This is a genomic window from Xanthomonas graminis pv. graminis (genome assembly GCF_030168915.1).
GTDB classification, from domain to species: Bacteria; Pseudomonadota; Gammaproteobacteria; order Xanthomonadales; family Xanthomonadaceae; genus Xanthomonas_A; species Xanthomonas_A translucens.
Genome location: NZ_CP076255.1, coordinates 4,291,376 through 4,317,341, shown reverse-complemented (window position 1 = coordinate 4,317,341; position 25,966 = coordinate 4,291,376). Strand labels below are relative to the sequence as shown.

Here is a 25,966-nt window from a genome sequence, read left to right as displayed (position 1 = left end):
TCGCTCGGTTTCTTCCTGTAGGAGGGGCTTCAGCTCCGACTGTGTCCGGAGCCTGGGACATTTCGACTCCGTTCGTCGCGGCTGAAGCCGCTCCTACAAGGGATGCCGTGCCTGCGAGGCGTCCTGTGGGAGGGGCCTCAGCCCCGACGCGATCCTCCGGCAGCGTCTGGATGGTTCCGGCCGCGATCCGGACGCCTGCTGCAATGAACGAGCGTCCTGCATTGCCCATCCGGCAAGTACGCCGCCCACACCGGAGCTGCGCATGAGCGCGATCCCCAACAACCGCCGCCCGCGCAGCTTCTACGAGGCCGACGCGCGCGAGCGCATCGCCGGGCTGCTCGATCCCGGTTCCTTCCGCGAATTCGTCGGCCCGCGCCAGCGCGCGATGAGTCCGCACCTGGCGCAGCTGGACCAGCCGGGTGCGTTCGACGACGGCATCGTCGTCGGCGAGGGCCGGCTCGACGGGCGCACGGTGCTGATCGCCGCGCAGCAAGGCCAGTTCATGGGCGGTGCGGTCGGCGAGGTGCACGGCGCCAAACTCACCGGCCTGCTGCAGCGCGCCGTGGCCACCAGGCCGGCGGCGGTACTGCTGCTGCCCGACACCGGCGGCGTGCGCCTGCATGAGGCCAACGCCGGGCTGATCGCGATCTCCGAGATCATGCGCGCCACGCTCGACGCACGCGCCGCCGGGGTGCCGGTGCTGGCGCTGATCGGCAGCGGCACCGGGTGCTTCGGCGGCATGGGCATCGTCAGCCGTTGCTGCTCGCGCATCGTGATGTCCGAGGAAGGGCGGCTGGGCTTGTCGGGTCCGGAAGTGATCGAGACCGTGCGCGGGGTGGAGGAATTCGATGCGCGCGATCGCGCCCTGGTATGGCGCGTGACCGGCGGCAAGCACCGCTATCTGCTCGGCGAGGCACAGGCCTTGGTCGCCGATGCCATCGAAGACTTCCGCGCTGCAGCGATCGCCGCGCTGGCGGTGCCGTCGCTGGCCGAAGACGACGACGGCCTAACACGCATCGCCGCCGAGCACGCCGCGCTGCGCCAGCGCCTGGACGCCTACGGCGACTGCCGCGATGGCGTGGAGATCTGGCGCCGCCAGGGCATCGCCGAGCCCGACGCGCTGCCGCTGCTGGACACCGCCGCCTTCCTTGCCGCCGTCGCCGACCGGAGCCCATGATGGAACTGACCCCTCTATTGCAGCAACTGTTCCCGCTCGGCCACCGGGTCGAGGTGCGCGCTGGCGTGATCGGCGGCAGCGCCAGCACCGCGCTCGGCGAGGTCACCGTGATCGGCAGTGCCGACAAGCTGGAAGTGGGCGTGGAGCACGCGCTGGCGTTGGCTGCCGCGGTGCTGGACAGCACGCGCACGCAGCCGCAGCGGCCGATCGTGATGCTGGTCGATACCGCCGGCCAGCGGCCGTCGCGCAAGGACGAACTGCTCGGCATCAACGGCTATTTCGGGCATCTGGCGCAATGCCTGGACCTGGCACGGCGGCGCGGCGCGCGGCTGCTGACGCTGGTCTATGGCGAATCGGTCAGCGGCGGTTTTCTCGCCTTCGGGCTGATGGCCGACGCGATCTACGCGCTGCCCGAGGCGCAGGTGCGGGTGATGGACCTGCGTGCGATGGCGCGGGTCACCAAGCAGCCGCTGGAGAAGTTGCAGGCCTTGAGCAAGAGTTCTCCGGTGTTCGCGCCGGGCGTGGAGAACTACGTGGCGATGGGCGCGGTGGACGCGCTGTGGCAGGGCGATCTGGCGCAAGCGCTGGTCGCCGCGCTGCAGGCGCCGCTGCACGGCGATGTACGCGCGCAACGCGGCGCCGCGTGCAACGGCCGCCTGCTGGCCGCACCGATCGCCGCGCAGGTCGCCGCCGGCCATGCATGAGCCGCTCGCCCGGCACGACCTGGTCTGGCTGGCGGCCGATGCGCCGTGGCAGGCGCGCACACCGGGTGCGCAGGCGCGCCTGCGCGACTGGTTCGCTGCCGGCCATCCGGCGATCGTCGCGCGCGGCGATCGCCGCGACGCTGCGCCGCTACTGCGCCTGGGCGTGCCGTTGCCGCCGGCCGAGGGCAAGCAGCGGCTGTCGCTGTCGGTAGAGCGTGGTGCGGTGCGGCGGCAGCGCGCGCCGCTGACCCTGGACGAGGTCTGCGCGCAGGTGCCGGCACTGCACGATTGGCAATTGCCGCTGCGCGAACTGCAGGCATTGGCCGCCACGCATGGGCTGATCCCGCGCGTATTCGGCGCCTTCGCCTGGCAGGCGCTGACCGGCTTGCGCTACGTGCAGGCCGGTTCGGACATCGATCTGTTGTGGCCGGTGCCGTCGTCGGCGCAGGCCCCCGCGCTGCTCGCCGACCTGGCGCGTTGGGAGCAGCGCCACGGGTGCCGCGCCGATGGCGAAGTGCTGCTGCCCGACGGCGACGCGGTGAGCTGGCGCGAACTGGCCGGCGACAGCGCGCAGCTGCTGGTCAAGGCGCTGCGCGACTGCCGGCTGCAGCCGCGCACGGAACTGCTGCAGGCGTGGGGGGCGTGATGGACCTGCAGGCGCTGCGCGGTACGCAAGACGCCTGCTTTCCGCCATCGCTGGCCGCCGCAGCCGTGGACGGTCCGGCGCCGCAAGCGGTCGGGGCTGAAGCCCCTCCTACAGTGGCCCCAGCAGGTTCGCAGGCTCCTGCAGGAGCGGCTTCGACCGCGACGAACGGAGCGTCAAACCTACCGGCGTCGGCAGCCGTCGGCACTGAAGACCCTCCCACAGTGCAGCTAGCCGGCCATCCGCAAGCCCCTGTAGGAGCGGCTTCAGCCGCGACGAACGGAGCGTCGCACCTACCGGCGTCGGAAGCCGTCGGGACTGAAGACCCTCCCACAGTGCCTGATTAGCGCTGTGTCTCAGCTGGTGATGCTGCCTTGGTTTAGAAATGCAGGTTCTTCAGTGAGATACGGCGATGACGCTCAATCGGATCCAGTTCCAAAAGGGGCTTTCGATTCCGGCTTTTCTGAGCCGCTACGGCTCCGAGGCGCAATGTGTCGAGGCCTTGGTTCAGGCCAGGTGGCCCAATGGCTTCGTGTGTCCGCAGTGCGGACACACGCATGCCAGTGGCTTTGAGCGGGGACGCCAGCACCTGTGGCAGTGCGCGCGCTGCCGGGTACAGACCAGCTTGACCGCCGGCACGCCCATGGCAGACACCAAGCTTCCCTTGCGGGTGTGGTGGCTGGCCATCTATCTGGTGAGCCAAGCCAAGAACGGAATTGCTGCGCTGGAACTGGCTCGGCAACTGGGCGTGTGCTATCGCACTGCATGGCGGATCAAGCACAAAGTGATGTCGGCGATGGCCGATCGTGAGCAGTCACGCCGGCTCGACGGAGAGGTCCAGATCGATGATGCCTATCTGGGCGGCGAACGCGCCGGTGGTCCAGGCCAACCGCAGTGGCGCAATAAAGTGCCGTTTATTGCAGCGGTTTCCCTGCATCAAGGGCGCCCGCGCTATCTCCGCCTGGATGTGGTCTCCAGCTTCCGAAGAAGCGTCGTGCACACGTGGGCTCAGCAGGCACTGGCACCGGGCACCCATGTCGTCAGTGATGGGCTGACAGCGTTCACCGGTGTGGGCTGGGCAGGCCTGACCCACGATGCCATCGTGACCGGAAGCGGCCGCAAAGGCGTCCAGCAGCCTCGTCTGCGTTGGGTCAATACGATCCTGGGCAATCTCAAAACGGCGCTTAGCGGCACCCACCATGCGGTGGACTTCCCCAAATACGGCGCGCGCTACCTGCATGCGCATGCCTACCGCTTCAATCGCCGCTTCAACCTGGCCGCCATGGTGCCGCGCCTGGCCAGTGCCCTGGCCGGCGCGGGAAGGCTCACAGAGCAGCAACTGCGTACGACAGCTGAGACACAGCGCTAATCAGGCCCACAGTGCAGCTAGCCGGCCATCCGCACGCCCCTGTAGGAGCGGCTTCAGCCGCGACGAACGGAGCGTCGCACCTACCGGCGTCGGCAGCCGTCGGAACTGAAGTCCCTCCCACAGTGCAGCTAGCCAGCCATCCGCACGCCCCTGTAGGAGCGGCTTCAGCCGCGACGAACGCAGCCGCGATCTTCACGGCATCAGAAGCGGTCGCGCCTGAAGCCCCTTCTACAGTGCAATTCGTCGGCTATCCGCAAGCGGCTTCATCGGCGGCGAACACCGCAGCGAACGTCCCCAACGCTGCGGCCATGCCATACCGTCTCGGCCGTCTCGCCGTCGCCAGCCTGCATGCCGAGCTGGCCTGCGCGCCGAAGCCCGGCCTGGTCACGCCGTTCGATCGCGGCAGCCACGACGACATGGACGCGTCCACGTTCCTGCGCAGCCTGTTCGCGTTGCGCGGCTACTTCGTCGCGATCGCCGCTGCCGGCATGGCGGATGCGCCGTTCGCCACGTTGCGCCAGCGCGGCATCGAGGCCGAGCGCGCCATGCTGCGCGCCACCGGCGGCGTCAACACCCACCGCGGTGCGATCTTCAGCCTGGGCCTGCTGGTCGCGGCGGCGGCGCGGTTGCGCAGCCAGCAGCATGCGATGCCGGACGGCGTGGCGGTCTGCAATGCCGTCGGCCACTGGCGCGATGCGTTGCTGGACGCGCCACTGGATCCGCACAGCCACGGCCAGCGCATGCGTCGCCGGCATGGCGTGGCCGGCGTGCGCGAACAGGCCGCTGCAGGCTTCCCGCTGCTGCGCGAGGTGGCGCTGCCGACGCTGCGCCGCGCGCTGCGTGCAGGCGTTGCCTATGATGCCGCCATGGCGCAGACCCTGCTGCAGCTGATCGCGCACACCGACGATCTGAACCTGCTGCAGCGCGGCGGCCGCGACGGCCTGCGTTTCGCGCAACGCAGCGCGCGGGGGTTCCTCGAGGCCGGCGGCGTGGCGCAGCCGGATTGGCGCCAGCAGTTGTCGCGCATCGGCGAGGCCTTCGTCGCGCGCCGGCTGAGCCCGGGCGGCAGTGCCGATCTGCTCGCCTGCGCCTGTTTCCTGCAGCGCCAGGAGGCCGCATGAGCCTGGCACTGCTGTGCCCGGGGCAGGGCGCGCAACATCCGGCGATGTTCGACTACAGCGCCGGCGCGCCTGCGGCCGAGGCGGTGCTGGCCGCGGCCGCGCAGGTGCTCGGCGCCGATCCGCGCGCGCTGGCTGGTGCCGACGCGCGCTACGACAACGCGGTCGCGCAGCCGCTGGTGTGCGCGGCGGCGCTGGCCAATGCCGCCGCGCTGCTGCCGCAACTGCCGCCGCCGGCGTTGCTGCTCGGCTACAGCATCGGCGAACTGGCCGCGCATGCGCTGGGCGGCGGCATGGACGCGTCCGTCTGCCTGGCGCTGGCGCGGCGGCGCGCGCAGCGCATGGATGCGGCCAGCCGCAAGGGCGACGGCCTGATCGCGGTACAGGGCCTGTTGCGCGACGCCGCCGAAACGCTGTGCGCGCAGACCGGCCTGCACATCGCCATCGTCAACGGCGACGACCATCTGGTGCTCGGCGGCCATGCCGATGCGCTGGCGCAGGGCGAGCGCCAGGCGCGTGCGCAACGCGCGCGGGTCACCCGGCTGCCGGTCGCGGTGGCCGCGCATACGCCGTTGCTGGCCAGCGCGGCGCAGGCGTTCGCCGCCGACCTGCGCGCCGCGCCGCTGGCCGCGCCGCGCGCCGCACTGCTGGCCGGGATCGACGGACACCGCATCGGCGATCGCGACGACGCCATCGGCGCGCTGTCGGCGCAGCTGGCGACGACGCTGGACTGGGCCGGCACCCTGCGCCAGGCCGCCGAGCGCGGTGCGCGCGTGTTCCTGGAACTGGGGCCTGGCGGGGCGCTGGCACGCATCGCGCGCGAGCTGCTGCCGCAGTGCCAGGCGCGTTCGGTGGAAGAGTTCGGCAGCCTGGCCGCAGCGGCGGCATGGGCGCGGCAGGCGGAGCAACGGATGCAGTGATGCGGCCGTGGCGGCGGGAGGGGACGGCGATGGCAGCCGTCGCGCCGCCACGGCAGTTGGCAGTGGGCGATCGACCCAGGATGGCGGGTGGCCATTCGCGGCAGTGGTACGGATCCAGCAAGCTCGGGAGGGCGCATGAGTCCACAAATCGCGACGATCATCGGCTTGATCGTCATGTTCATCGTGGCCACGGCATTGCCGGTCAACATGGGCGCGGTCGCATTCGCGTTGGCCTTCATCATCGGTGGCGTCTGGGTCGGCATGGACGGGAAGGAGGTCCTGGCCGGGTTTCCCGGCGACCTGTTCCTGACCCTGGTCGGCATCACCTATCTGTTCGCGATCGCGCGCAACAACGGCACCATCGATCTGTTGGTGCATTGGGCGGTGCGCGCGGTCCGCGGCAAGCTCGTAGCGATCCCGTGGGTGATGTTCGTGGTCACCGCGGTACTGACCGCATTCGGCGCGCTCGGCCCGGCGGCGGTGGCGATCATCGGCCCGGTCGCGCTGCGCTTCGCCAGGCAGTACCGGATCAGTCCGTTGCTGATGGGCCTGCTGGTGATCCATGGCGCGCAAGCCGGCGGTTTCTCGCCGATCAGCGTGTACGGCGGCATCACCAACAAGGTGGTGGAGAAGGCCGGGCTGGACGTGACCGAGATGGCGGTGTTCCTGACCAGCCTCGGCTTCAACCTGCTGATGGCGCTGATCTGCTTCTTCGCCTTCGGCGGCCTGGCGCTGCTGCGGCGCGAACCGACGCCATCGCTGGCCAACGCCGCCTACGTGCCGGTGGGCGATCAGTCCTCGCATCGCCAGTTCGCGATCGAAGGCCATGGCGCGTTGCTGTCGGCCGGCGGCGGCACCTTGTCCACCGACCCGGCGGCGCTGGAGGCGGTGAGCCTGAACCGCGATCGGGTGCTGACCCTGTTCGGCCTGCTCGGCCTGGGCATCGCCTCGCTGCTCTACAACCTCAACGTCGGCCTGGTGTCGATGACCGTGGCGGTGGTGCTGGCGTTGCTGTCGCCGAAGGCGCAGAAGGGCGCGGTGGACGGCATCAGCTGGTCCACGGTGCTGCTGATCAGCGGCGTGGTCACCTACGTGGCGGTGCTGCAGGAGAGCGGGGCGGTGGACTACATCGGCAACGGCGTGTCCGACATCGGCATCCCGCTGCTCGGCGCGCTGCTGGTGTGCTACGTCGGCGGCATCGTCTCCGCGTTCGCCTCCTCGGCGGCAGTGCTGGGCGCGACCATCCCGCTGGCGGTGCCGTTCCTGCTGCAGGGCCACCTCGGTGCGGCCGGGGTGATCTGCGCGTTGGCGATTTCGTCCACGGTGGTGGACGTGAGCCCATTCTCGACCAACGGCGCGCTGGTGGTGGCCTCGGCCGCGCCGGACGAACGCGAGTCGCTGTACAAGCGCTTCCTGATCTACAGCGGTCTGGTGGTCCTGTTCGGCCCACTGCTGGCCTGGCTGCTGCTGGTGGTGCCGGGCTGGCTGTGAGGGACGCAGACCGGGCAGCCGCGACCGCCGATCGCGGTTCCCGGCCCGCAACGCATCGAACAAAAAAAGCGCCGTCCCTCGGGGCGGCGCTTTTGTGGGTGTGGCTCTCGGCGAGCGCCTTGCAGCGGCAAAACCGAACGCGCCGCTTTTTACGAGTTCCGCGTCCCGGGTCCCGCGTCCCGCCCACCAGGCAACGGCGCCGGCACATTCAACTTGCCGCCGGCGGCCACATACATCGCCAGGGCGTTGCCCTGGCTTTGCAGGTGCCGGTTCATGGTGCGCTCGGCGCCTTCGGCGTCGCCGCGGCGGAAGCAGTCCATCAGTTCGCGGTGTTCGCACAGCGATTGCTGCATGCGCCCGGGCGCCAGCAGCTGGCGCCCGCGGTGCATCTTGAGGATGCGGTGCAGGTCGTGGGTGACGCGGATCAGCCACGGGTTGCCGGCGAATTCCTGCACCGATTCGTGGATCAGGTAGTTCTGCCGGTAGTACTCGGCCAGGTCGCCTTCGTCGGCCGCCTGCTCCATCCGCGCATGCAGCGCTTCCAGCCGCGCCAGGCCGGCGGCATCGACCTTGCGTACCGCCTCGTAGGCGCAGCGGCCCTCCAGCAGCGCCATCACCGGGAACAGCTCGTTGAGGTCCTCCAGGTTCAGCCGGGTCACGCGCGCGCCGCGGCCGGGCTCGATCTGCACCAGGCCTTCGGCGGCGAGCAGCTTCAGGCTCTCGCGCAACGGGGTGCGGCTGATGCCCAGTTCGGCGACCAGCGCCGGCTCGTCGATCCACTCGCCCGGCGGCAGCACGTAGTCGTAGATCTTCTGCCGCAGCCGCTCGGCCACGTCTTCGTACAGCGCCACGCGCTTGCGCGGCGCGCGGGTGTCGGGCGCGAGGGTCATCGGCGGATCGGAACGCTCTGGAGCCGTGTTGGCCATGCCGTCATTCTAGCGGCCTGCGCAGGCGATTCACGCGGGTTTGCGCGGCGCCTGGGCAAGGTAGGCGTTGGCAAACCAGGAGCATCCCATGACCCCGAGACGCATCACGACCCGGCTTTCGATTCTCGCGGCGCTGACTGCCGTGGCGCTGAGCGGCTGCGGCAAGCCGGGCGACCAGACCTCGCGCACCGCACCGGCGACCTCGCCGGCCCCGACCGCGGCCCCGGTCGGCGGCGAAAGCGGGCGCGCGCCGATCGCCGGCGATGCCTCGGCCAAGGCGATGCTGCAGGTGCTGGAAGGCAATGCGGTGGCGCTGTCGCAGCAGGCGCTGTCGCGCAACGTCAGCGGCAGCGTCGCCGACTTCGCCCGCGAAGTGGTCGCCGCGCATCAGGGCGCCGCGGCTGCGGACGCCGGAAAGGGCGGTCCCGGCGATGCGCAGAAGATCGCCGCGCAAGTGGCCAAGGGCCAGGCGCAACTGCAGGCGCTGGACCAAGAGAAGGACGATTCGGCGTACATGAACGCCTACATGGCGACGATGGTACGCAGCTATTCCGATGCGTTGACGGTGATCGATGCCGAGCTGGTGCCGGCCGCGCAACAGCAGGCGACCAAGCAGGAACTGCAGCAGGCGCGCAAGCGCATCGCCGAGCAACTGGAGCGCGCGCAGGCGCTGGCCTCCGCACGCTACTGATGTAGCCCCTGTCCCCTCGGGGCCTGATTAGCGCTGTGTCTCAGCTGGTGATGCTGCCTTGGTTTAGAAATGCAGGTTCTTCAGTGAGATACGGCGATGACGCTCAATCGGATCCAGTTCCAAAAGGGGCTTTCGATTCCGGCTTTTCTGAGCCGCTACGGCTCCGAGGCGCAATGTGTCGAGGCCTTGGTTCAGGCCAGGTGGCCCAATGGCTTCGTGTGTCCGCAGTGCGGACACACGCATGCCAGTGGCTTTGAGCGGGGACGCCAGCACCTGTGGCAGTGCGCGCGCTGCCGGGTACAGACCAGCTTGACCGCCGGCACGCCCATGGCAGACACCAAGCTTCCCTTGCGGGTGTGGTGGCTGGCCATCTATCTGGTGAGCCAAGCCAAGAACGGAATTGCTGCGCTGGAACTGGCTCGGCAACTGGGCGTGTGCTATCGCACTGCATGGCGGATCAAGCACAAAGTGATGTCGGCGATGGCCGATCGTGAGCAGTCACGCCGGCTCGACGGAGAGGTCCAGATCGATGATGCCTATCTGGGCGGCGAACGCGCCGGTGGTCCAGGCCAACCGCAGTGGCGCAATAAAGTGCCGTTTATTGCAGCGGTTTCCCTGCATCAAGGGCGCCCGCGCTATCTCCGCCTGGATGTGGTCTCCAGCTTCCGAAGAAGCGTCGTGCACACGTGGGCTCAGCAGGCACTGGCACCGGGCACCCATGTCGTCAGTGATGGGCTGACAGCGTTCACCGGTGTGGGCTGGGCAGGCCTGACCCACGATGCCATCGTGACCGGAAGCGGCCGCAAAGGCGTCCAGCAGCCTCGTCTGCGTTGGGTCAATACGATCCTGGGCAATCTCAAAACGGCGCTTAGCGGCACCCACCATGCGGTGGACTTCCCCAAATACGGCGCGCGCTACCTGCATGCGCATGCCTACCGCTTCAATCGCCGCTTCAACCTGGCCGCCATGGTGCCGCGCCTGGCCAGTGCCCTGGCCGGCGCGGGAAGGCTCACAGAGCAGCAACTGCGTACGACAGCTGAGACACAGCGCTAATCAGGCCCTCGGGGAGGGGGTGGGGTGAGGGTACGGCGCGAAAGCGACGCGCTGATGCGAGTACGCGAAGCCAGCACGGCCCGCCACGTTTCCGCAGCCATTCGCCACGGGAACACGCGCTAACCGATCGCGATGTCCGCGGCTGCCGCGTGCTGTGCCGGCCGCTCCTCGCGCCCATCCGGGTGTCGCGCGAAGCGGGCCGCATCGCTGCCGTGCACCGGCGCCTCGTCGTTCCATGGCCAGCCGCCGAACTGGGTGCGGCGGTAGTCGGCCATGGTCTGGGCGATCTCGGCTTGGGTGTTCATCACGAACGGGCCGTGCTGGGCCACCGGTTCGGCGATCGGCCGGCCCTGCAGCACCAGGAACTCGCTCACGTCCAGATCGCCGTTGACCAGCTCCACCGCCTGGTCGGCACGCACTTCGATGGCGGCGTGGCGTTGCACGTCGCGTCCGCCCACGGTCACCGCTGCGCCCTTGAAGAAGTACAGGCTGCGGCGCGTGCCGCGACCTTGCGCGGCGGGCAGCGTCCAGCGTGCGCCGGGCGCCATGCGGATCGTCCAGATCGCCACGTCGGCATCGTCCTGCGCGGCCCACGAATCCGGCGGCGGCGCCAGCGGACCGCCGGCCGCGCCGGGCGCGGCGTCGACCGGGCCGATCCGGCCGGCCACGCAGGCCACCTCGGTGCGGCGGCCGGCGGCGTCGGTGGCGCTGAAGCGCGGCAGGTCGTGCGCCCAGAACATGGTGAAGTGCGGCGCCACCATCTTGCTGCGCGCCGGCAGGTTGAGCCAGATCTGGAACAGTTCCAGCGGGTTGGGCGCGGTGGTCTCTAGCAGCGGGAACATCTCCGAATGGACGATGCCGGCACCGGCCGTCAACCACTGCACGTCGCCGGCGCCGAAGCGCGCCACCGCGCCGAGCGAGTCGGCATGGTTGATCAGCCCCTTGCGCACGATGGTCACGGTCTCGAAGCCGCGGTGCGGGTGGCCGGGAAAGCCGGGGATCTGCTCGCCGTGATACATGCTCCAGCCGTCCTTGCGGCTGAAGTCCTGGCCGATGGCGCGGCCCGCGAGCGATGCCGCCGGACCCATCGCGCCGTTGCCGGCGGGATAAGCGTCGTCGTGATAGACGCAGAACAGAAACGGGTCGATCGTTTCCCATGGAAAGCCGAGCGGCTTGATCTGGACGACGGGGTCGGTCATGACGATGTCCTTGGCGAACGCCGGCGCAAAGGCGGCAATCCCTTGAACATGGAGCGTGTCCGGCGCAGCGGAAGGCCGCTGCGAAGGACATCCTATCCCGCATGTGGAACGCCGCCCGCCCGCGGCCGCCCCGGCCATCGGCCGCGCTACATCCGCCGCTCCAGCGCACCAGGCCGCCCGCGGCGCGCAACTGAATGCCGGCTGGGGCGCGGCCCTGCATCCGTGCCCGCGCGGCCCGTGCGTCATCGGACTTTCATCCGCCGCAACCAGCATCGCAGGCCTTTCCGATCCTGCGAGCGCCTGGTGCGTCCCGAACCCTTGCCGGCCCTGTCGCGGCTGTTCCTGCAATGGCGGCCGTCGCTGAGCCGCTATTTCCTGCGTCGCCGCGCCGCGGCCTGGGACGCCGAGGACCTGGTACAGGAAGTGTGGCTGCGCCTGCAACGCAGCGAGGCGCACGCGCCGGAGATCGCCAATCCGGAAGCCTACCTGTTCACCATCGCCGCCAACCTGATGCGCGAGCATGCGCTGCTCAACCAGCGCAGCACGCAGCGCGACACCTGCCTGGACGAGGTGCTGGAGCGGCTGGCGGTGCCGTGCGAGGCGGATGCGCAGATGCACCGCGAGCAACGCCGGCGGCGCCTGGCCGAACTGATGGCGCGGCTACCGCCGAAATGCCGCGCGGCGATGGTGCTGCGCTACCGCGACGAACTCGGCTACCAGGACATCGCCCAGCAGTTGCAGATCTCCAGCCACATGGTCAAGAAATACATCATCAAGGGCCTGGCGGTGTGCCGGCAGGGCATGGCGCGCTATGCGTGAGTCGCCGATCGCCGCGGCGGCCGCGGCCTGGTACCTGGCACAGCGCGAGGCGCCGCTGGCGCCGGTGCAGCAGGCCGAATTCCTGGCGTGGCTGCGGCAATCGCCGGCGCACGTGGCCGAATACCTGGGCATCGCCCACCTGCACCAGGACCTGCAGGCCGCGGCGCACTCGCAGCAGGCCAGCAGCGACCAGCTGTGCGCGCATGCGCGCCACAGCGGCGCGGTGGTGGTGCCGTTGCGGCCCGAACTCGGCCGCAGTGCCGCGTCGCGAGTGCGCGCGGCGGCGCCCGCGCGCAAGCGCAGCCGGCGCCGGGCCTTGGGCCTGGCCGCGGTGCTCGCGCTGGCCGCGGTGGGCGTGGCCACGCAGCTGGCGGCGCCGGCCAGCGTCGCGGCGACGGTCTACGCCGCCGCCGCCGATGCCGGGCGCGAGGTCGCGCTGGCCGACGGCAGCGTGGTGCGCCTGGACCGCGGCAGCGCCATCGCCGTGCGCTACGGCGCGCAGCGCCGCGACATCGCATTGCTGCGGGGCAAGGCGCTGTTCGACCTCGGCCACGATCCGGCGCGGCCGCTGCGGGTCAGCGTCGGCACGCTGGTACTGCGCGACATCGGCACTGTGTTCGGCGTCGATCAACATGCCGGTGGCACACGCGTCACCGTGCTGCAGGGACGCGTGCACGTGCTGCGCGGCGCGCATCCGTGGTGGTGGCGCAACGCTTTGCCCAGCGAGGGCGCGCAGCTGGCGGACCTGGGCGGCGGCCAGCAGGCGCGGCTGGATGCGCGCGGCCAGTTGCTGGGACTGGACGCGCATGCCGACATCGCCGGCGCCACCGCCTGGCTGCCGGCGCAGGTCGGCGTGCACGACCGCAGCGTGGGCGAGGTGGCGCGGCTGTTCAACGCCTACACCACGCAGCCGCTGCGCATCGCCGACCCGGCGCTGGCCGCGCGCCGCATCAGCGGCGTGTTCCACCTGCGCGATCCGGACGCTTTCGTCGCCTATCTGGGCAGCCTGCCGAACGTGCAGGTGCACCGCGACGCCCACGCGGTGACGATCCGCAGCGCGCCGGCGCCGATGTAAGAAAAAATTCATGCAATTACCGGTAGCCGCGCGGCGCTGTGCGGCACTCCTAGGTAGGTATGGCCGTCGCGCTGGATGCGCACGGCCGCCTTCCTCTCCCCTCCGGTAGCACGTCCCATGCGCAACACGCTCGTCGTTTCCATCGCCCTGCTGCTCGGCAGCACCGCTTCGCTGCCGGCCTGGTCGGTTCCCGTTGCCGCCTCTGCGCCGGCGATCGCGCCGATGCCGCTGGATCAGGCGCTGGAGCGGTTCGCCCGCAACAGCGGCCTGCAACTGATGTACGACCCGGCGCTGGTCGCCGGGCAACGCAGCAACGGCGCACCGGCCGGCTTGGCGCCGGCGCAGCAGCTGCAGAAACTGCTGGCCGGCACCGGCCTGGACTACCGCATGCCAACCCCGAGCACGGTCAGCATCGTGCGCAGCGCCGTTGCCGCGCCCCGCAGCGCCGCCGCCCCGCGCGCGCCGCAGGCCGTGGCCACGCCGGCCGCCGACCCCGGAGACCGCGACGACGGCCCACGCGAACTGGCGCCGATCAATGTCACCGCCAACAGCGTCGATACGCTGGCGCCCAGCGCCGCGCCGCTGGAAGCGAGCCAGCCGACCTCGGTGATCGACGAACGCTTCATCCGCGACGGCCTGCGCCTGAACGCGAACTACGACGACATCATCAAGTACGCGCCGAGCGTGGTCACCACCTCGCCGGAAGGTCCCGGCCTGGGCAAGAACGAAGGCATCAGCATCCGCGGCTTCCAGGACGGCCCATCACCTTCGACGGCATCCCGTTCGGCGACGCCAGCGACCTGCACCACACCACCTCGGCGTACTTCAACAACCACGTGCTCGGCCAGGCCGAGATCGACCGCGGCCCCGGCGGCGGCGCCACCATCGGCAACGCCACCTTCGGCGGCACGCTGGCGCTGCGCACGCGCAATCCCAGCGCGGTGGACGGGGTCACCGCCTACGTCACCGGTGGCAGCTGGGACACCTGGTCCACCGGCGTCAGCGCCGACGAGCACATCGGCAACACCCGCGTGTTCGCCGACCTGTCCAAGGAAGCCAGCGACACCTACCTGAAAGGTACCGACGACCGCCGCGAGCACGCCTTCGTCAAGACCGTCACCGAGCTGGGCGAGGCGACCACGCTGAGCTTCGTCAGCAGCTACAACCAGGAGCACCAGAACACCGTGCAGGGCGCTACCCGCGCGCAGATCGCACAGCACGGCTGGCGCTACGGCCTGGGCAACGATCCGACCCTGCAGAACTACACCGGCTACAACAGCGCCGCGTACTACTCCAGCTTCAGCTACCTGGGCCTGAGCACGCGCCTGGGCGACTGGGAGCTGGACAACAAGGTCTACTACAACAGCTTCGACCACACCGCGGCCAAGAGCAGCATCCCCACCAGCGAGAGCACCGCCGACAACGGCGTGACCTTCTATTCCAGCACCGGCAAGAAGCTGTCCAAGGCGGCCAAGGACGTGCCCGGCAAGCTGTCGGACAACGATTTCCACGCCTTCGGCGACGTGCTGCGGTTGGCGCGCGAGCTGGGCCCGGGCCAGTTGCAGACCGGCGTGTGGGTGGAGCGCAGTCTGGACGAACGCAACCAGCTGCCGGTGGACATGAGCACCGGCGCGGCCAGCGGCACCAAGTACGGCTATCTGTACAACTATCAGCTGCACGACCGCACCGACACGCTGCAGCCGTACGTGCAGTACGACTGGAAGCTAAGCGACACGCTGACCCTCAGCCCCGGCGTGCGCTATTCGCGGGTCGAGCGCCAGCTCGACGCGCAGCTCAACAAGAGCACGCCGCCGGCACCGTCCTACACCAGCGCCAGCTACGACGCGACGCTGCCGTCGCTGAGCCTGCACGACGCCTTCAGCGAGCACTGGAGCGGCTACGTGCAGGCCGCGCGCGGCTTCCTGGCGCCGCCGATCGACGTGATCGAACTCAACGGCGAGCGCGGCCTGCAGCCGGAGCTGACCAGCAACTACCAGCTCGGCACCAGCTACGCCGCGCGTGGCCTGACCTTCGGCGCCGACGTCTACTACATCGACTTCAGCAACTACATCAGCCAGACCCTGGTCGCCACCGACAGCGGCAGCGAGAGCGCCTTCGTCAACGGCGGCGGTGCGGTGTACCGCGGCGCCGAGGCCGAGGCCACCTATGCGCTCACGCCGATGCTGAGCCTGTACGCCAACGCCAGCTACAACGAGGCCACCTACAAGCACAGCAGCACCCAGGTCGCCGGTACCCCGCATGTGACCGGCGCATTGGGCCTGCTCTACAACAGCGGCAGCGGCTACTTCGGCTCGTTGATGGAGAAAGTGGTCGGCGCGCAGTACGGCGTGGACAACAGCACCGACGCCAGCGGCGCCACCGTGTTCGGCAACGACCAGCGCCTGGGCGGCTACGCCAGCCTGGATGCGGCGCTGGGCTATCGCAGCACGCAGGGCCCCTACGGCCTGAAGGGTTATTCGATCAGCATGGACATCAACAACCTGCTCGATCGGCACGCCTTGATCGGCTATGCCGGCGCGCGCTCCTCCGACAACCAGCCGCTGTACTTCGGCCTGGCCGGACGCGGCGTGTTCCTCGACCTGTCGTTGAAGTTCTGAGGCCGGCGCGATGTACGCTTCCATCGCAACACGCGTCGCTGCCGCCGCAGGTTCGCGGCGGTGGCCGCGCGCGGCGGCGCTGGTGCTGCTGGCGGTGACGGCCTTGCCCGCCGCGGCCGCGCACGTGCACGTGCCGACCGGCAACGCGGCGCGCGCCAGCGCAAACGCGCCAGCGCAAGTGCGCCTGAGCATCGTGGTGATGCGCCACGGCGTGCGTGCGCCGACCAAGGATCCGCACGCGCTGGCCAGGTACGCGGCGCAGCCATGGCCGCAATGGCCGGTGGCGCCGGGCATGCTCACCGCGCACGGCGCGGCGGGGATGCAGGCGCTGGGCGCACGCTACCGGCAGCGCTGGCTGGGCGAAGGTGTGCTGGCGCCGGGCTGCGATGCCGCGCAGGTGGTGCTGATCGCCGACAGCACGCCGCGCAACCACGCCAGCGCCGCGGCCTTCGGCGAGGGCCTGCAGCCGGGCTGCCATGCCGACTACCTGGCACTGCCGACCACGCAGAACAATCCGCTGTTCCACTACGCGGCCGGCGAGGACAAGAACGACGACAAGGACGACGATGCGGTGGCCGCGCCGCTGCATCCGGATGCGGCCACGCGCGCGCGGCTGCGCGCACTGCAACGGGTCCTGTCCGGCTGCCAGGGCGCTGCCGCCTGCGCCGCGCCAGCACCGGGCCAGGACACGCCGCGGCTGGACGATCCGCAACGCCTGGACGATCCCGCGCAGGCGGCCAAGCTGCTGAAGACCGCCGGCAGCCTGGCCGAGAACCTGATGCTGGAATACGCGCAGGGCCTGCCGCTGGCGCAGGTGGCATGGGGTCGCGCCGATGCGACCGTCCTGCAACGCCTGATCGGCCTGCACAACGCCGCCTTCGACCACAGCAAGCGCGCCCTGCCGGCGGCGCGTGCCGGCGGCTCCAACCTGCTCGCGCACCTGCTGGCGACGCTGCAGGCCGCGGCCGGGCAGGCCCCGGCAGTGGCGCCGCTGGCACCGGCGCAGACCCGCGCGCTGCTGTTGCTCGGCCACGACACCAACCTGGCGCATCTGGCCGGCCTGCTCGACGTGCCGGGCGCGGTGCCTGGCCAGCCCGATGCCTATCCGCCGGGCGGCGCGCTGCTGCTGGAGTTGGTGCGGCAGGGCGACCGCGACTACCTGCAACTGCGCAGCGTGGTGCCGACCTTGCAGGCGCTGCGCGACAACCGCTTTGACGGCGCCGCGCTGCGCGAGCGACGCTGGCCGTTGCCGGGCTGTGGCGGCCGACTGCGCTGTCCGTTGGCGGTGGCATTGCCGGCCTTGCAGGCGCGGCTGGACGCGCAGCAGGTGCAGGCCGAGGTGCCGACAATGCGCGCGTGGCCGGTGCAGGTGGCCGGGGGCGGCGACTAGCGCGGATGTCCACCGCGCTGTGCCCCCTGTAGGAGCGGCTTCAGCCGCGACAGGTTGCCACCGGTCGCATGCCGCTGGCTCTGTTCAACCCCCACGCCGTATATTGCGCCGCACGCGCGGTGGTCCGCGCTTCACTTGCCGGTTCCCCGCGTGCGCTTGCCTTCCCGTTCCGTTGTGTTGCTGCCGTTGCTGCGCTGCTCGCTGCTGCTGCTGTTGCTGTGCCTGAGCGCGGCCGCTGCCGCGCAGCCGCAGGACCAGCCGCAGGCGCCCGACCCGGAGGCCTTGCTGAGCGGCGCCGAGCAGACGCTGCAGGACGCCCGGCACAGCATGGACAGCGCCGACGACCCGGAGGCGCTGCGCAAGCTGATCGGGCAGGTGGCCGATGCGCAGCGCGATGCCGAGACCGCGGTCGCGGCGTTGACCCCGCAGCTGGCCCAGGTCGATGCGCGGCTGAAGCAACTGGGTGAGCCTGCCGCGGGCGAGGCGAGCGACATCGTCGCGCAGCGCAAGGATCTGACCAAGCAGCGCGCGCCGCTGGATTCGGGGATCAAGCGCGGCAAGCTGCTGGTGCTGGACGCCAAGCAGCTCGGCGAGCAGATCGAGGCCTTGCAGGCCGAGCATTTCAGCCAGGAGCTGTCGATGCGCTCGGACTCGCCGCTGTCGCCGACGCTGTGGCGGCAGATCGCCAGCGATTTCCCCGACGACCGCGATCGCTTGCTCGCGTTGTACCAGTTGGCGGCGCAGGCGCTGGACGCCGCCATCGCCGAGAACGGCACCGGCGCGCTCGGCATCGGCGTGGGCATCGCGTTCGTGCTGCTGTTCCCGCTGCGCTACCTGCTGCGCTGGCTGGGCAAGCGGTACGCGATGTCGCGCGCGCCGGGCAGCCGCCTGCGCCGCTCCGGCCTGGCGTTGTGGTTTCTGCTGCTGGGCACGTTGACCGCGGGTCTGGCCGCGCTGGTGCTGGCCGAGAGCCTGCGCAGCATCGGTGCGGTGCCGGCGCGGCTGGAAAGCGTGCTGCGTGGCTTCGTCGTGGTCAGTTTCGCCGCCGCGTTCATGGGCTCGCTGGGCGCCAGCGTGCTGCTGCCGAACCAGCCGTCGTGGCGGCTGTTCCCGATCGACGACGCCACCGCGCGGCGCCTGCGCAAGTACACCTGGGCCACCGCGACGCTGGCCTGGGTCAGCAGCATGCTGTTGGTGGTCAACCGCGCCAGCCATACCAGCGCCTCGGCGACGGTGGCCGCCGACGGGCTGATCGCGCTGGCCTACGCGGTGCTGATCCTGGCCATCCTGACCAGCCTGTCGCGGCTGCGCCGGCGCCAGTACGCCGAGGCCGCCGCGCAGGCGCTGGAGAACGGCCAGCCGCCACCGCCGGGCCAGCACGGCGGCGCGCTGGCGCTGGTCGGGGTGCTGGTGCGGGTGGCGGTGGTGGTGGCGCTGCTGGCCTCGCTGCTGGGCTATCTGTACCTGGGCCTGTTCATCACCCGGCAGATCATCTGGATCACCATGGTGGTCGGCGCGATCCGCCTGCTGATGACCTTCGCCGACGATTTCGCGCTATGGCTGTTCGCCAGCGAAGGCCGCATCGGCCGTGCCGCCAACGGCGCGTTCGGCGTGCGCCCCAGCCGCCTGGAGCAGGCGGGGGTGCTGAGCTCGGCGGTGATGCGCGTGTGCCTGTTGCTGATCGGCGTGGGCGCCTTGCTGATCCCGTTCGGGACCAATGTCTCGACCATCACCGACTGGTTCTCGGTGCTGTCGCAGGGCATCCCGATCGGCGAGAGCCACCTGTACCCGGGCAAGGTATTGCGCGCGGCGCTGGTGTTGGGCCTGGGCCTGCTGGTGATGCAGTACATCCATGGCTGGCTGACCCAGACCTACCTGCCGAAGACCGAGCTGGACGATGGTTCGCGCAATTCGGTCAGCACCGCGGCCCGCTATATCGGCATCCTGCTGGCCGCGCTGTGCGGGCTGGCCGCCTCGGGCATCGACGTGGCGCAGATCGCGCTGGTGGTCAGCGCGCTGTCGGTGGGCATCGGCTTCGGCCTGCAGTCGATCATCCAGAACTTCGTGTCCGGGCTGATCCTGCTGGCCGAGCGCCCGGTCAAGATCGGCGACTGGGTCAAGATCGGCGACCAGGAAGGCGACGTGCGCAAGATCAGCGTGCGTTCCACCGAGATCCAGGTCGGCGACCGTTCCACCCTGATCGTGCCCAATTCCGAACTGATCACCAAGACCCTGCGCAACATGACCCTGGCCGGGCCGCTGGGCCGGGTGCAGATCCAGTTCGCGGTGTCGCTGGGCACCGACGTGGTCAAGCTGCGCACGCTGCTGCTGGAACTGTATGCCGCGCATCCGGGCGTGTTGTCGGATCCGGCGCCGTCGGTGTACATCGACTCCATCGCCAGCGGCCACGTCACCCTCAACAGCTTCGCCTACGTCGGCAATCCGCGATTGAGCTACGGCATCCGCAGCGATCTGTTCTTCAGCCTGCTGCAGCGCCTGGCCGAAGAGGGCATCGCACTGGAATCGCCGCAGGAAGTGCGGCTGCTGCGCAAGGAGCCGTAAGCGCGAATGGCGCAAGGCCTCGGCGCTCCTGTGGCCGCGCGTGCCGGGCCATCGGCGCCGGCGCCATCTGCAGCGCTCAGCGCCGCCGCTTCGTTCGTCGCGGCTGAAGCCGCTCCTACAGAGGAGCGCCCGCACAGGCCAATGGCGCTGCCACGCTTTTCCGAGTTCCGAGTTCCGAGTTCCGAGTTCCGAGTTCCGAGTCCCGCCACAACACCTACCGCCGCCCGCGCTCCTCCCGCGCATGCGCCCGCCGGTCGAACAGCACCGCGCTGGCGACGATGCCCAGGCCCAGCGCCACGCCGAGCAGGAACAGCACCATCGCGATGGCCGGGTAGCCGAACAGCTTGGCGCCGGTGTCGATGCGCATCATCTGCGTGGAGGCCAGGATCAGCGCGGCGGTGACGATGCCGGCGGCGACGCGGTTGGCGATCTTCTGCAGGCTTTCCATCAGCCGCGATTCTTCCAGCCCGGCCACGCGCACCTGCAGGCGGTTGTCGGCGGCCAGCGACAGGATGTCCGACAGCTTGCGCGGACCCTCGCGCAGCAGCGCCTGCATTTCCATGGCCTCGCTGGCCAGGTTCGCCGCCGACAGCGATTTCTTCAGCCGCGCGCGCATCACGTGCTGCAACTGGTCCTCGACCACGCTGCGCGTATCCAGGTGCGGCGACAGCGCGCGGCACACCGCTTCCAGGTTCAGCAGGGTCTTGCCGAGCAGGCTCAGTTCCGGCGGCGTGCGCAGCCCGTAGGCGGTGGCGATGCGCACCAGGTCCAGCACCACGCGGCCTTCGGAGGTGGCGTCGTGCGCGGCATAGCGCGCGATCATCTGTCCGGTCTCGCGCTGGTAGCGGTCCTCGTCGAAGTCCTCCAGGCGCGTACTCAGCGCGATGGTTTCCTCGGCCACTTCCTCGCCGCGGCCATCGACCGCGGCGAACAGCAGCTTGAGCAGGCGCTCGCGCAGTTTCGGCGGCACGTGCGCGACCATGCCCAGGTCGAAGATCGCCAGGCGCCCGTCGCCGAGCACGCGCAGGTTGCCCGGGTGCGGATCGGCATGGATCTCGCCGTGCACGAACATCTGGTCCAGATAGCCGCGCACCAGCGCCGCGGCCAGCTCGTGCATCGGCTGCTCGGTGCGGCGCAGCCCGGAGATCCTGTCCACGCGCACGCCTTCGGCCAGCTGCATGGTCAGCACCTTGCGGCTGCTCAGGTCCCAGATCGGCTGCGGCACCCACAGCTGCGGGAACGGCTTGAGGTGTTCGCCGAAGCGCGCCAGGTTCTCCGCTTCGGCTTCGTAGTTGAGTTCGGCCAGCAGCGCCTTGCCGAACTCGGCCAGCCAGTCGGCGAAGCGAATGCGCCGGCCCAGCCCGGTCAGTTTGTCGGCGGCGTTGGCGAAACTCTTCAGCACCTCCAGGTCCGAACGCACCTGCGCGGCCACCTCCGGCTTCTGCACCTTGATCGCCACCGGCGTGCCGTCGCGCAGCGCGGCGCGGTGCACCTGCGCCAGCGAGGCGGTCCCCAGCGGGGTGTCGTCGAACGCGGAGAAGGCCTTGTTGACCGCCACGCCGAGGTCGGCCTCGACGATCTCGCGGATGCGTTCCACCGGGATCGGCGCGGTGTTTTCCTGCATCCGCTCCAGCGCGGTGGCGAATTCCGGCGGCACCACGTCCGGGCGCGTGGACAGCATCTGTCCGAGCTTGACGAAGGTCGGGCCGAGCGCTTCCAGGTCGGTGACGAACTGTTCGGGCGTGCCTTCCGGCGGCAGTTCCTGCGCGCCGTCGGCGGCCTGCACGTCCATGCCGGAGAACACGCCCGAGCTGCGGTAGCGCAGCAGCAGGCGCAGGATCTGGGTGCGGCGGCTGAGGCCGCCGACCACGTGCGGGGTGTCCGCAGCGTCGGGCGTCGCACTCAAGGTTCGGCTCCGGAAATGGTGGGTATGGCAGCGGCAAGTCTGGCCAGGGCCGGGTCGTCGTATGGTGAACCCCCGATGGCCCGTGGCGCGCAGCGCACGGCGCGGATGGGCGGGCTGCTCTAAACTGCGGCGCTCAGGCACATTCGCCGATATCCAGGACATCCCATGCGGTCGTTCTCTGCGCTTCTCCCCATGCGCGCCGCGTGGCGTTGCGGTTTCCTCCTGCTCGGCACGCTGTCGCTGGCGGCCACGGCGTCGGCCCAGTCGCGGCGCAGCGCCGACGATGGGTTCGATGCGCAGGCCTTCGCCCACAGCCAGCGCCGCACCTACGAGGTGCAGGATTTTTCCGACCGCTACCGGGCGACGCTGGAGATCGAGGACAACCGCGAGGAGTTCCGCCCCGGTATCGTGCGCGTGTTCGCGCGCGGCAGCGCCAAGCCGCTGATCGAGGTGGCCTCGCCCGAACTGGTGCTGGACCCCGACGTCGAGGCCGGCAAGGCCAAGGGCAAGGTGCACGAACTACCGTACGCCAAGCAGAGCGTCCTGATCTATGCCGACTTCAACTTCGACGGGATCAAGGACCTGGCGCTGATGGACGGGCAGAACAGCTGCAATCACGGTGCGTCCTACAAAGTGTACGTCGGCACCGCCAAGGGCTTTGCGCCGAGTCCGGCATTCACCCAGCTGGCGCAGAAAAACTGCGGCCTGTTCAAGGTGGATGCGCAGGCGCGCGAACTGCAGACCATGAACAAGGACGGCTGCTGCTGGCATCGGTCCGCGGTGTACACGGTGCACGACGGCCAGCCGTTGCTGCAGCGCGAATTGGTCGAGGACGCCAGCAGCGCGCCGGGCCTGGCCCAGGAGACGCGCTACCGCGACCAGGGCGGCAAGCGCGTGGCGCAGACGCATTACCTGTGGGACGACCGCGGCAGCACGGCGATGGTGCCGCACAAGATCCTGCTCGACTTCCGCCTGGCCCCTGCCGGCAAGCGCATCGTCGTGTTCGCCAGCGAGCAGAACGGCCAGTTTGGTAAGCCGTACTACGCGGCGATCGATGCGCAGCAGCAGGTGGAGTTGCTGTACCCGGAAGGCAAGGGGGAAACCTTCGCCTACGACGCTGCGCGGCATACGTTGAGCTTCGTGCGCGGCGCCACCACCTACCGCATCGTCGGCGACGCCCAGGGCGTGCCGCAGCGCATGGACGTGGTGGCGCGCGGCAAGACCCAGCCGCTGGCGCTGCAACCCGGCTCGGCGCACGGCTCGCTGCAGGCAGTGGCGCAGGCGCTGCGCGCTGCGCAGTAAGGAGCAGCGCCTGCGGCGAGCAGGCCTCGCTGTCCCCTGTAGGAGCGGCTTCAGCCGCGACCGGCACCCGCGGTAACGCCCGTCGCGGCTGAAGCCGCTCCTACAAAGGTGCACGGTGGGAGGGACTTCCGTCCCTACTATGCCCGATGCCAGGCAACCGGCCGGCGCCATTGGTCGCGGCCGACACCGCTGCTACAGGTCCGCACCTGTCCGGCGCGGCGCAGTGTCGGCGTTCATCGACTCCACGCCGCGAACGCACGCGCCACCGCGTCGGCGCCCGGATCGATCACGCCGCGCAGCGCGTCTGCCGGTACCGCGGCCGAGCGGCCGGCGCGGGCCTGGGTCAGCTGCGCGGTGGCATCGGCGCCGGCACGCGCCGCGCGTGCCGCGTCGTCGGCGCTGCCGCCGCGCGCCAGCGCGTGCAACGCCGGCAGCAGCGCGTCGAGCATGGTCCGGTCGCCCGGTTGCGCGCCGCCGTAATGCTGCATCCGTGCCACGCCGGCCTGCAGCGCCGGCACCCAGCCGTGCCCGGCCTCCAGTTCGGTGGCCGCGGTGGTGAACAGGATCGACAGCAGCACGCCGCTGGAACCGCCCATGCTGCGTTCGATCGTCGCCGCCAGGCCGTGCGCCAGCGGCGCGGCCGCGCCGGTCGCCAGCGCGTCTTGCTGCAGCGCCTGCTGCAGCGCGCGGGCGCCGGCGGCGAAGGTGCTGCCGGCATCGCCGTCGCCGGTCTGCGCATCCAGCGCGTCCAACGCCGACTGCGCGCCGATCAGCGCCTGCGCGACCCGGGCCAGCGCCGCAGCGCGCTGCGCGTCGCGGGCGCCATGCCGGAACGCATCGCTGCGCGACAGCGCCGGGGCGAAGTGGACGGGCGCGTGCGGCACGCGCACGCCCGGCCAGCCAAGCGTCTGCACCGGCGAGCGCAGTGCGGCGAGCACGTCGGCGTCGGCCGGCACCAGGGTGATCGAGAAGCCGTGCATGTCCATCGAGGTCATCAGCGCCGCCGGCAGCGTCATCAATGCGATCCGGTCGCTGCCGATGCGCTGCAACGCCAGCCTTGTCAGCACGCCCAGTTCCTGGGTGGAGCAGCCGCCCAGGTCGTTGAGCAGCAGCACCAGCGGCGCAGCGGCGCCGTAGCGCGCATCGGCCTGCGCCAGCAGCGGATCCAGCACCAGCGCCAGCGCGTCCTCGACCGAGGCCGGTTGCACCTTGCGCGTGCCCGGCTCGTTGTGAATGCCCAGGCCCAGTTCCGGCGCGCGGCGGCCGGCGTGCTGGCCCGGCACGGTGCAGCTGGACAACGCCATGCCCAGCGACAGCAGGCGCTCGGCGAAGGCCTGGCCGCGCTGCGCCAGCGCGGCCAGCCCTACGCCTTCGCGCGCCAGATGGCCGACGTACTTGTGCACCAGCACCGTGCCGGCGATGCCCCGCGGCTGCGCGGCATCGGGCAGGGCGATATCGTCGGCGACCAGCACGCTGGCCACGTCGATGCCTTCGGCGCGTGCGCGCTCGGCGGCCAGGCCGAAATTGAGCCGGTCGCCGGTGTAGTTCTTGATCACCAGCAGCACCCCGGGCGCATCGGCGCAGGCGCGGATCGCGGCCAGCACCGCTTCCACCCCCGGCGAGGCGAACAGGTCGCCGGCGATGGCGCCGCTGAGCATGCCGGGGCCGACGAAGCCGGCATGCGCCGGTTCGTGGCCGGCGCCGCCGCCGGACAGCACGGCCACTTGCGCCGGATCGCGCTCGGCCTGCAGCACGATGCGGGTACCGCTGGCTGGGTCCGAGCGCAGCAGCGGCTGCAGCGCGGCGACGGCGTCGAGCACGTCGTCGACGATGGCGCGGGGGGCGGTGAGGAACTGGTCCATGGGGGTCCTTCGCAGGCGGCATTGGTCTGCTGCGCACGGTAGCCGAGCCGGCGTTACGCGCGGTTGAGGCGGTGCGCGCCGCTCACGCAGCGGGCGCGCGGAATCGGCGAGAATCCGCGCTCATCCCCCCGAATGGAATCCCCGCATGGCCGGCGCCAGCCTGTTCACCTTGCTCGACGATATCGCCTCGCTGCTCGACGACGTGTCGATCCTGACCAAGGTGGCGGCGAAGAAGACCGCCGGCGTGCTCGGCGACGACCTGGCGCTGAACGCGCAGCAGGTCACCGGGGTCAACGCCGACCGCGAGCTGCCGGTGGTGTGGGCGGTGGCCAAGGGCTCGCTGCTCAACAAGGCGATCCTGGTGCCGGCGGCGCTGGCGATCAGCGCCTGGCTGCCGTGGGCGATCACCCCGCTGATGATGATCGGCGGCGCGTTCCTGTGCTTCGAGGGCGTGGAGAAGCTGGCGCACCGCTTCCTGCATTCCAGGGACGAGGACGCGCAGCGCCATGCGCAAACGCTGCAGGCGCTGGCCGACGAAAAGGTGGACGTGGTCGCGTTGGAGAAGGACAAGGTGAAGGGCGCGATCCGCACCGATTTCATCCTGTCCGCGGAGATCATCGTGCTGTCGCTGGGCGTGGTCGCCGGGGTGCCGTTCTCCCAGCAAATCATGGTGCTGGTGGCGATCGCGCTGGCGATGACCATCGGCGTGTACGGCCTGGTCGCCGGCATCGTCAAGCTCGACGACCTGGGCCTGTCCCTGACCCGCAAGGGCGCCACCGCGGCGGCGGTCGGCCGCGGCATCCTATGGCTGGCGCCGTGGCTGATGCGGGTGCTGTCGATCGCCGGCACCGCGGCGATGTTCCTGGTCGGCGGCGGCATCCTGGTGCACAGCATCGGCCCGCTGCACCACGCCCTCGAAGGCCTCGCGCCGCAGGGCGCCTGGGGCAGCGTGGTGCTCAACCTGGGCAATGCGCTGGTCGGCATGGTCGCCGGGGCGCTGGTGCTGGGGGTGGTGGCGCTGTTCCAGAAAGTTCGGGACTCGGGACGCGGGACTCGGGACTCGTAACAGCGGGCGCAGTGGGTGCGGATGGATCGCGACTGCGCGTTGCGTTCCGCCGTCGCCGGGATCACGCTCTGCCAG

At 70.4% G+C, this 25,966-nt stretch carries 21 protein-coding genes; 17 read left to right on the top strand and 4 right to left on the bottom strand.

Annotated features, from left to right (window positions below; all coding sequences use genetic code 11):
- Positions 1–262: 262 nt before the first annotated feature.
- From KHF85_RS18795 to KHF85_RS18765, 7 genes are all read left to right on the top strand, one after another.
- A complete protein-coding gene (locus KHF85_RS18795) occupies positions 263–1,177 on the top strand; it encodes a biotin-independent malonate decarboxylase subunit beta (RefSeq protein WP_284567829.1) in 915 nt (304 codons plus the stop codon).
- Complete coding sequence (mdcE, locus tag KHF85_RS18790) at positions 1,177–1,881, top strand: biotin-independent malonate decarboxylase subunit gamma (protein ID WP_284567828.1); 705 nt, start codon at positions 1,177–1,179, stop codon at positions 1,879–1,881. The genes KHF85_RS18795 and mdcE overlap by 1 nt, the downstream gene beginning before the upstream one ends.
- Positions 1,874–2,527, top strand: a complete 654-nt coding sequence (gene mdcG, locus KHF85_RS18785) for a malonate decarboxylase holo-[acyl-carrier-protein] synthase (RefSeq protein ID WP_284567827.1) — start codon at positions 1,874–1,876, stop codon at positions 2,525–2,527. The genes mdcE and mdcG overlap by 8 nt, the downstream gene beginning before the upstream one ends.
- Positions 2,528–2,936: 409 nt before the next feature.
- Entirely contained in the window at positions 2,937–3,893 is a 957-nt protein-coding gene (locus KHF85_RS18780) for an IS1595 family transposase (RefSeq protein ID WP_284566649.1), read from the top strand.
- 308 nt (positions 3,894–4,201) lie between these two features.
- Positions 4,202–5,014 carry a triphosphoribosyl-dephospho-CoA synthase MdcB gene (gene mdcB, locus KHF85_RS18775; protein WP_284567826.1) on the top strand — a complete coding sequence of 271 codons (813 nt, stop codon included), beginning with the start codon at positions 4,202–4,204 and terminating at the stop codon, positions 5,012–5,014.
- Positions 5,011–5,931 carry an acyltransferase domain-containing protein gene (locus KHF85_RS18770; RefSeq protein ID WP_284567825.1) on the top strand — a complete coding sequence of 307 codons (921 nt, stop codon included), beginning with the start codon at positions 5,011–5,013 and terminating at the stop codon, positions 5,929–5,931. The genes mdcB and KHF85_RS18770 overlap by 4 nt, the downstream gene beginning before the upstream one ends.
- Before the next feature lie 135 nt (positions 5,932–6,066).
- Positions 6,067–7,422: an SLC13 family permease gene (locus KHF85_RS18765; protein WP_064538282.1), complete on the top strand. Its 1,356-nt coding sequence runs from the start codon at positions 6,067–6,069 to the stop codon at positions 7,420–7,422.
- Positions 7,423–7,571: 149 nt separating this feature from the next.
- Here the strand turns inward: KHF85_RS18765 and KHF85_RS18760 are convergent, their stop codons facing one another.
- On the bottom strand, positions 7,572–8,312 hold the full coding sequence (locus tag KHF85_RS18760) for a GntR family transcriptional regulator (protein WP_284567824.1): 741 nt from the start codon (positions 8,310–8,312) through the stop codon (positions 7,572–7,574).
- A gap of 124 nt (positions 8,313–8,436) precedes the next feature.
- Here KHF85_RS18760 and KHF85_RS18755 point away from each other — a divergent pair, with 124 nt between their 5' ends.
- Together KHF85_RS18755 and KHF85_RS18750 are read left to right on the top strand one after the other, a co-directional pair.
- Entirely contained in the window at positions 8,437–9,039 is a 603-nt protein-coding gene (locus KHF85_RS18755; RefSeq protein WP_284567823.1) for a DUF4142 domain-containing protein, read from the top strand.
- Positions 9,040–9,135: 96 nt separating this feature from the next.
- A complete protein-coding gene (locus KHF85_RS18750; RefSeq protein WP_284566649.1) occupies positions 9,136–10,092 on the top strand; it encodes an IS1595 family transposase in 957 nt (318 codons plus the stop codon).
- A 119-nt stretch (positions 10,093–10,211) separates the two neighbouring features.
- On the opposite strand, the gene KHF85_RS18745 is transcribed toward KHF85_RS18750, so the two are convergent.
- Entirely contained in the window at positions 10,212–11,291 is a 1,080-nt protein-coding gene (locus tag KHF85_RS18745) for a pirin family protein (protein WP_284567822.1), read from the bottom strand.
- A gap of 303 nt (positions 11,292–11,594) precedes the next feature.
- On the opposite strand from KHF85_RS18745, the gene KHF85_RS18740 reads away from it, so the two are divergent.
- The 6 genes from KHF85_RS18740 to KHF85_RS18715 all read left to right on the top strand — a co-directional run bounded on the left by KHF85_RS18740 (position 11,595) and on the right by KHF85_RS18715 (position 19,755).
- Positions 11,595–12,110, top strand: a complete 516-nt coding sequence (locus KHF85_RS18740) for an RNA polymerase sigma factor (RefSeq protein WP_284567821.1) — start codon at positions 11,595–11,597, stop codon at positions 12,108–12,110.
- Positions 12,103–13,185 (top strand): FecR family protein, encoded by a 1,083-nt coding sequence (locus KHF85_RS18735; RefSeq protein WP_284567820.1) that lies wholly within the window; start codon positions 12,103–12,105, stop codon positions 13,183–13,185. Before KHF85_RS18740 ends, KHF85_RS18735 begins: the two co-directional genes overlap by 8 nt.
- Before the next feature lie 117 nt (positions 13,186–13,302).
- Positions 13,303–14,259 (top strand): STN domain-containing protein, encoded by a 957-nt coding sequence (locus tag KHF85_RS18730; RefSeq protein WP_284567819.1) that lies wholly within the window; start codon positions 13,303–13,305, stop codon positions 14,257–14,259.
- Complete coding sequence (locus KHF85_RS18725) at positions 14,217–15,803, top strand: TonB-dependent receptor domain-containing protein (RefSeq protein ID WP_284569601.1); 1,587 nt, start codon at positions 14,217–14,219, stop codon at positions 15,801–15,803. Before KHF85_RS18730 ends, KHF85_RS18725 begins: the two co-directional genes overlap by 43 nt.
- 10 nt (positions 15,804–15,813) lie before the next feature.
- The gene (locus KHF85_RS18720) at positions 15,814–17,193 is read left to right on the top strand and encodes a histidine-type phosphatase (protein WP_284567818.1); all 1,380 of its coding nucleotides are present in this window, start codon (positions 15,814–15,816) and stop codon (positions 17,191–17,193) included.
- 102 nt (positions 17,194–17,295) lie between these two features.
- Positions 17,296–19,755: a DUF3772 domain-containing protein gene (locus KHF85_RS18715; protein WP_409976717.1), complete on the top strand. Its 2,460-nt coding sequence runs from the start codon at positions 17,296–17,298 to the stop codon at positions 19,753–19,755.
- A gap of 214 nt (positions 19,756–19,969) precedes the next feature.
- On the opposite strand, the gene KHF85_RS18710 is transcribed toward KHF85_RS18715, so the two are convergent.
- On the bottom strand, positions 19,970–21,661 hold the full coding sequence (locus KHF85_RS18710) for an ABC1 kinase family protein (RefSeq protein WP_284567816.1): 1,692 nt from the start codon (positions 21,659–21,661) through the stop codon (positions 19,970–19,972).
- 192 nt (positions 21,662–21,853) lie between these two features.
- Here KHF85_RS18710 and KHF85_RS18705 point away from each other — a divergent pair, with 192 nt between their 5' ends.
- Positions 21,854–22,963 carry an XAC2610-related protein gene (locus tag KHF85_RS18705; RefSeq protein ID WP_284567815.1) on the top strand — a complete coding sequence of 370 codons (1,110 nt, stop codon included), beginning with the start codon at positions 21,854–21,856 and terminating at the stop codon, positions 22,961–22,963.
- 233 nt (positions 22,964–23,196) lie between these two features.
- Here the strand turns inward: KHF85_RS18705 and KHF85_RS18700 are convergent, their stop codons facing one another.
- Positions 23,197–24,825: a dihydroxyacetone kinase subunit DhaK gene (locus KHF85_RS18700; protein ID WP_284567814.1), complete on the bottom strand. Its 1,629-nt coding sequence runs from the start codon at positions 24,823–24,825 to the stop codon at positions 23,197–23,199.
- A gap of 145 nt (positions 24,826–24,970) precedes the next feature.
- On the opposite strand from KHF85_RS18700, the gene KHF85_RS18695 reads away from it, so the two are divergent.
- Positions 24,971–25,891: a DUF808 domain-containing protein gene (locus KHF85_RS18695; RefSeq protein ID WP_284567813.1), complete on the top strand. Its 921-nt coding sequence runs from the start codon at positions 24,971–24,973 to the stop codon at positions 25,889–25,891.
- The last annotated feature ends 75 nt before the right edge of the window (positions 25,892–25,966 follow it).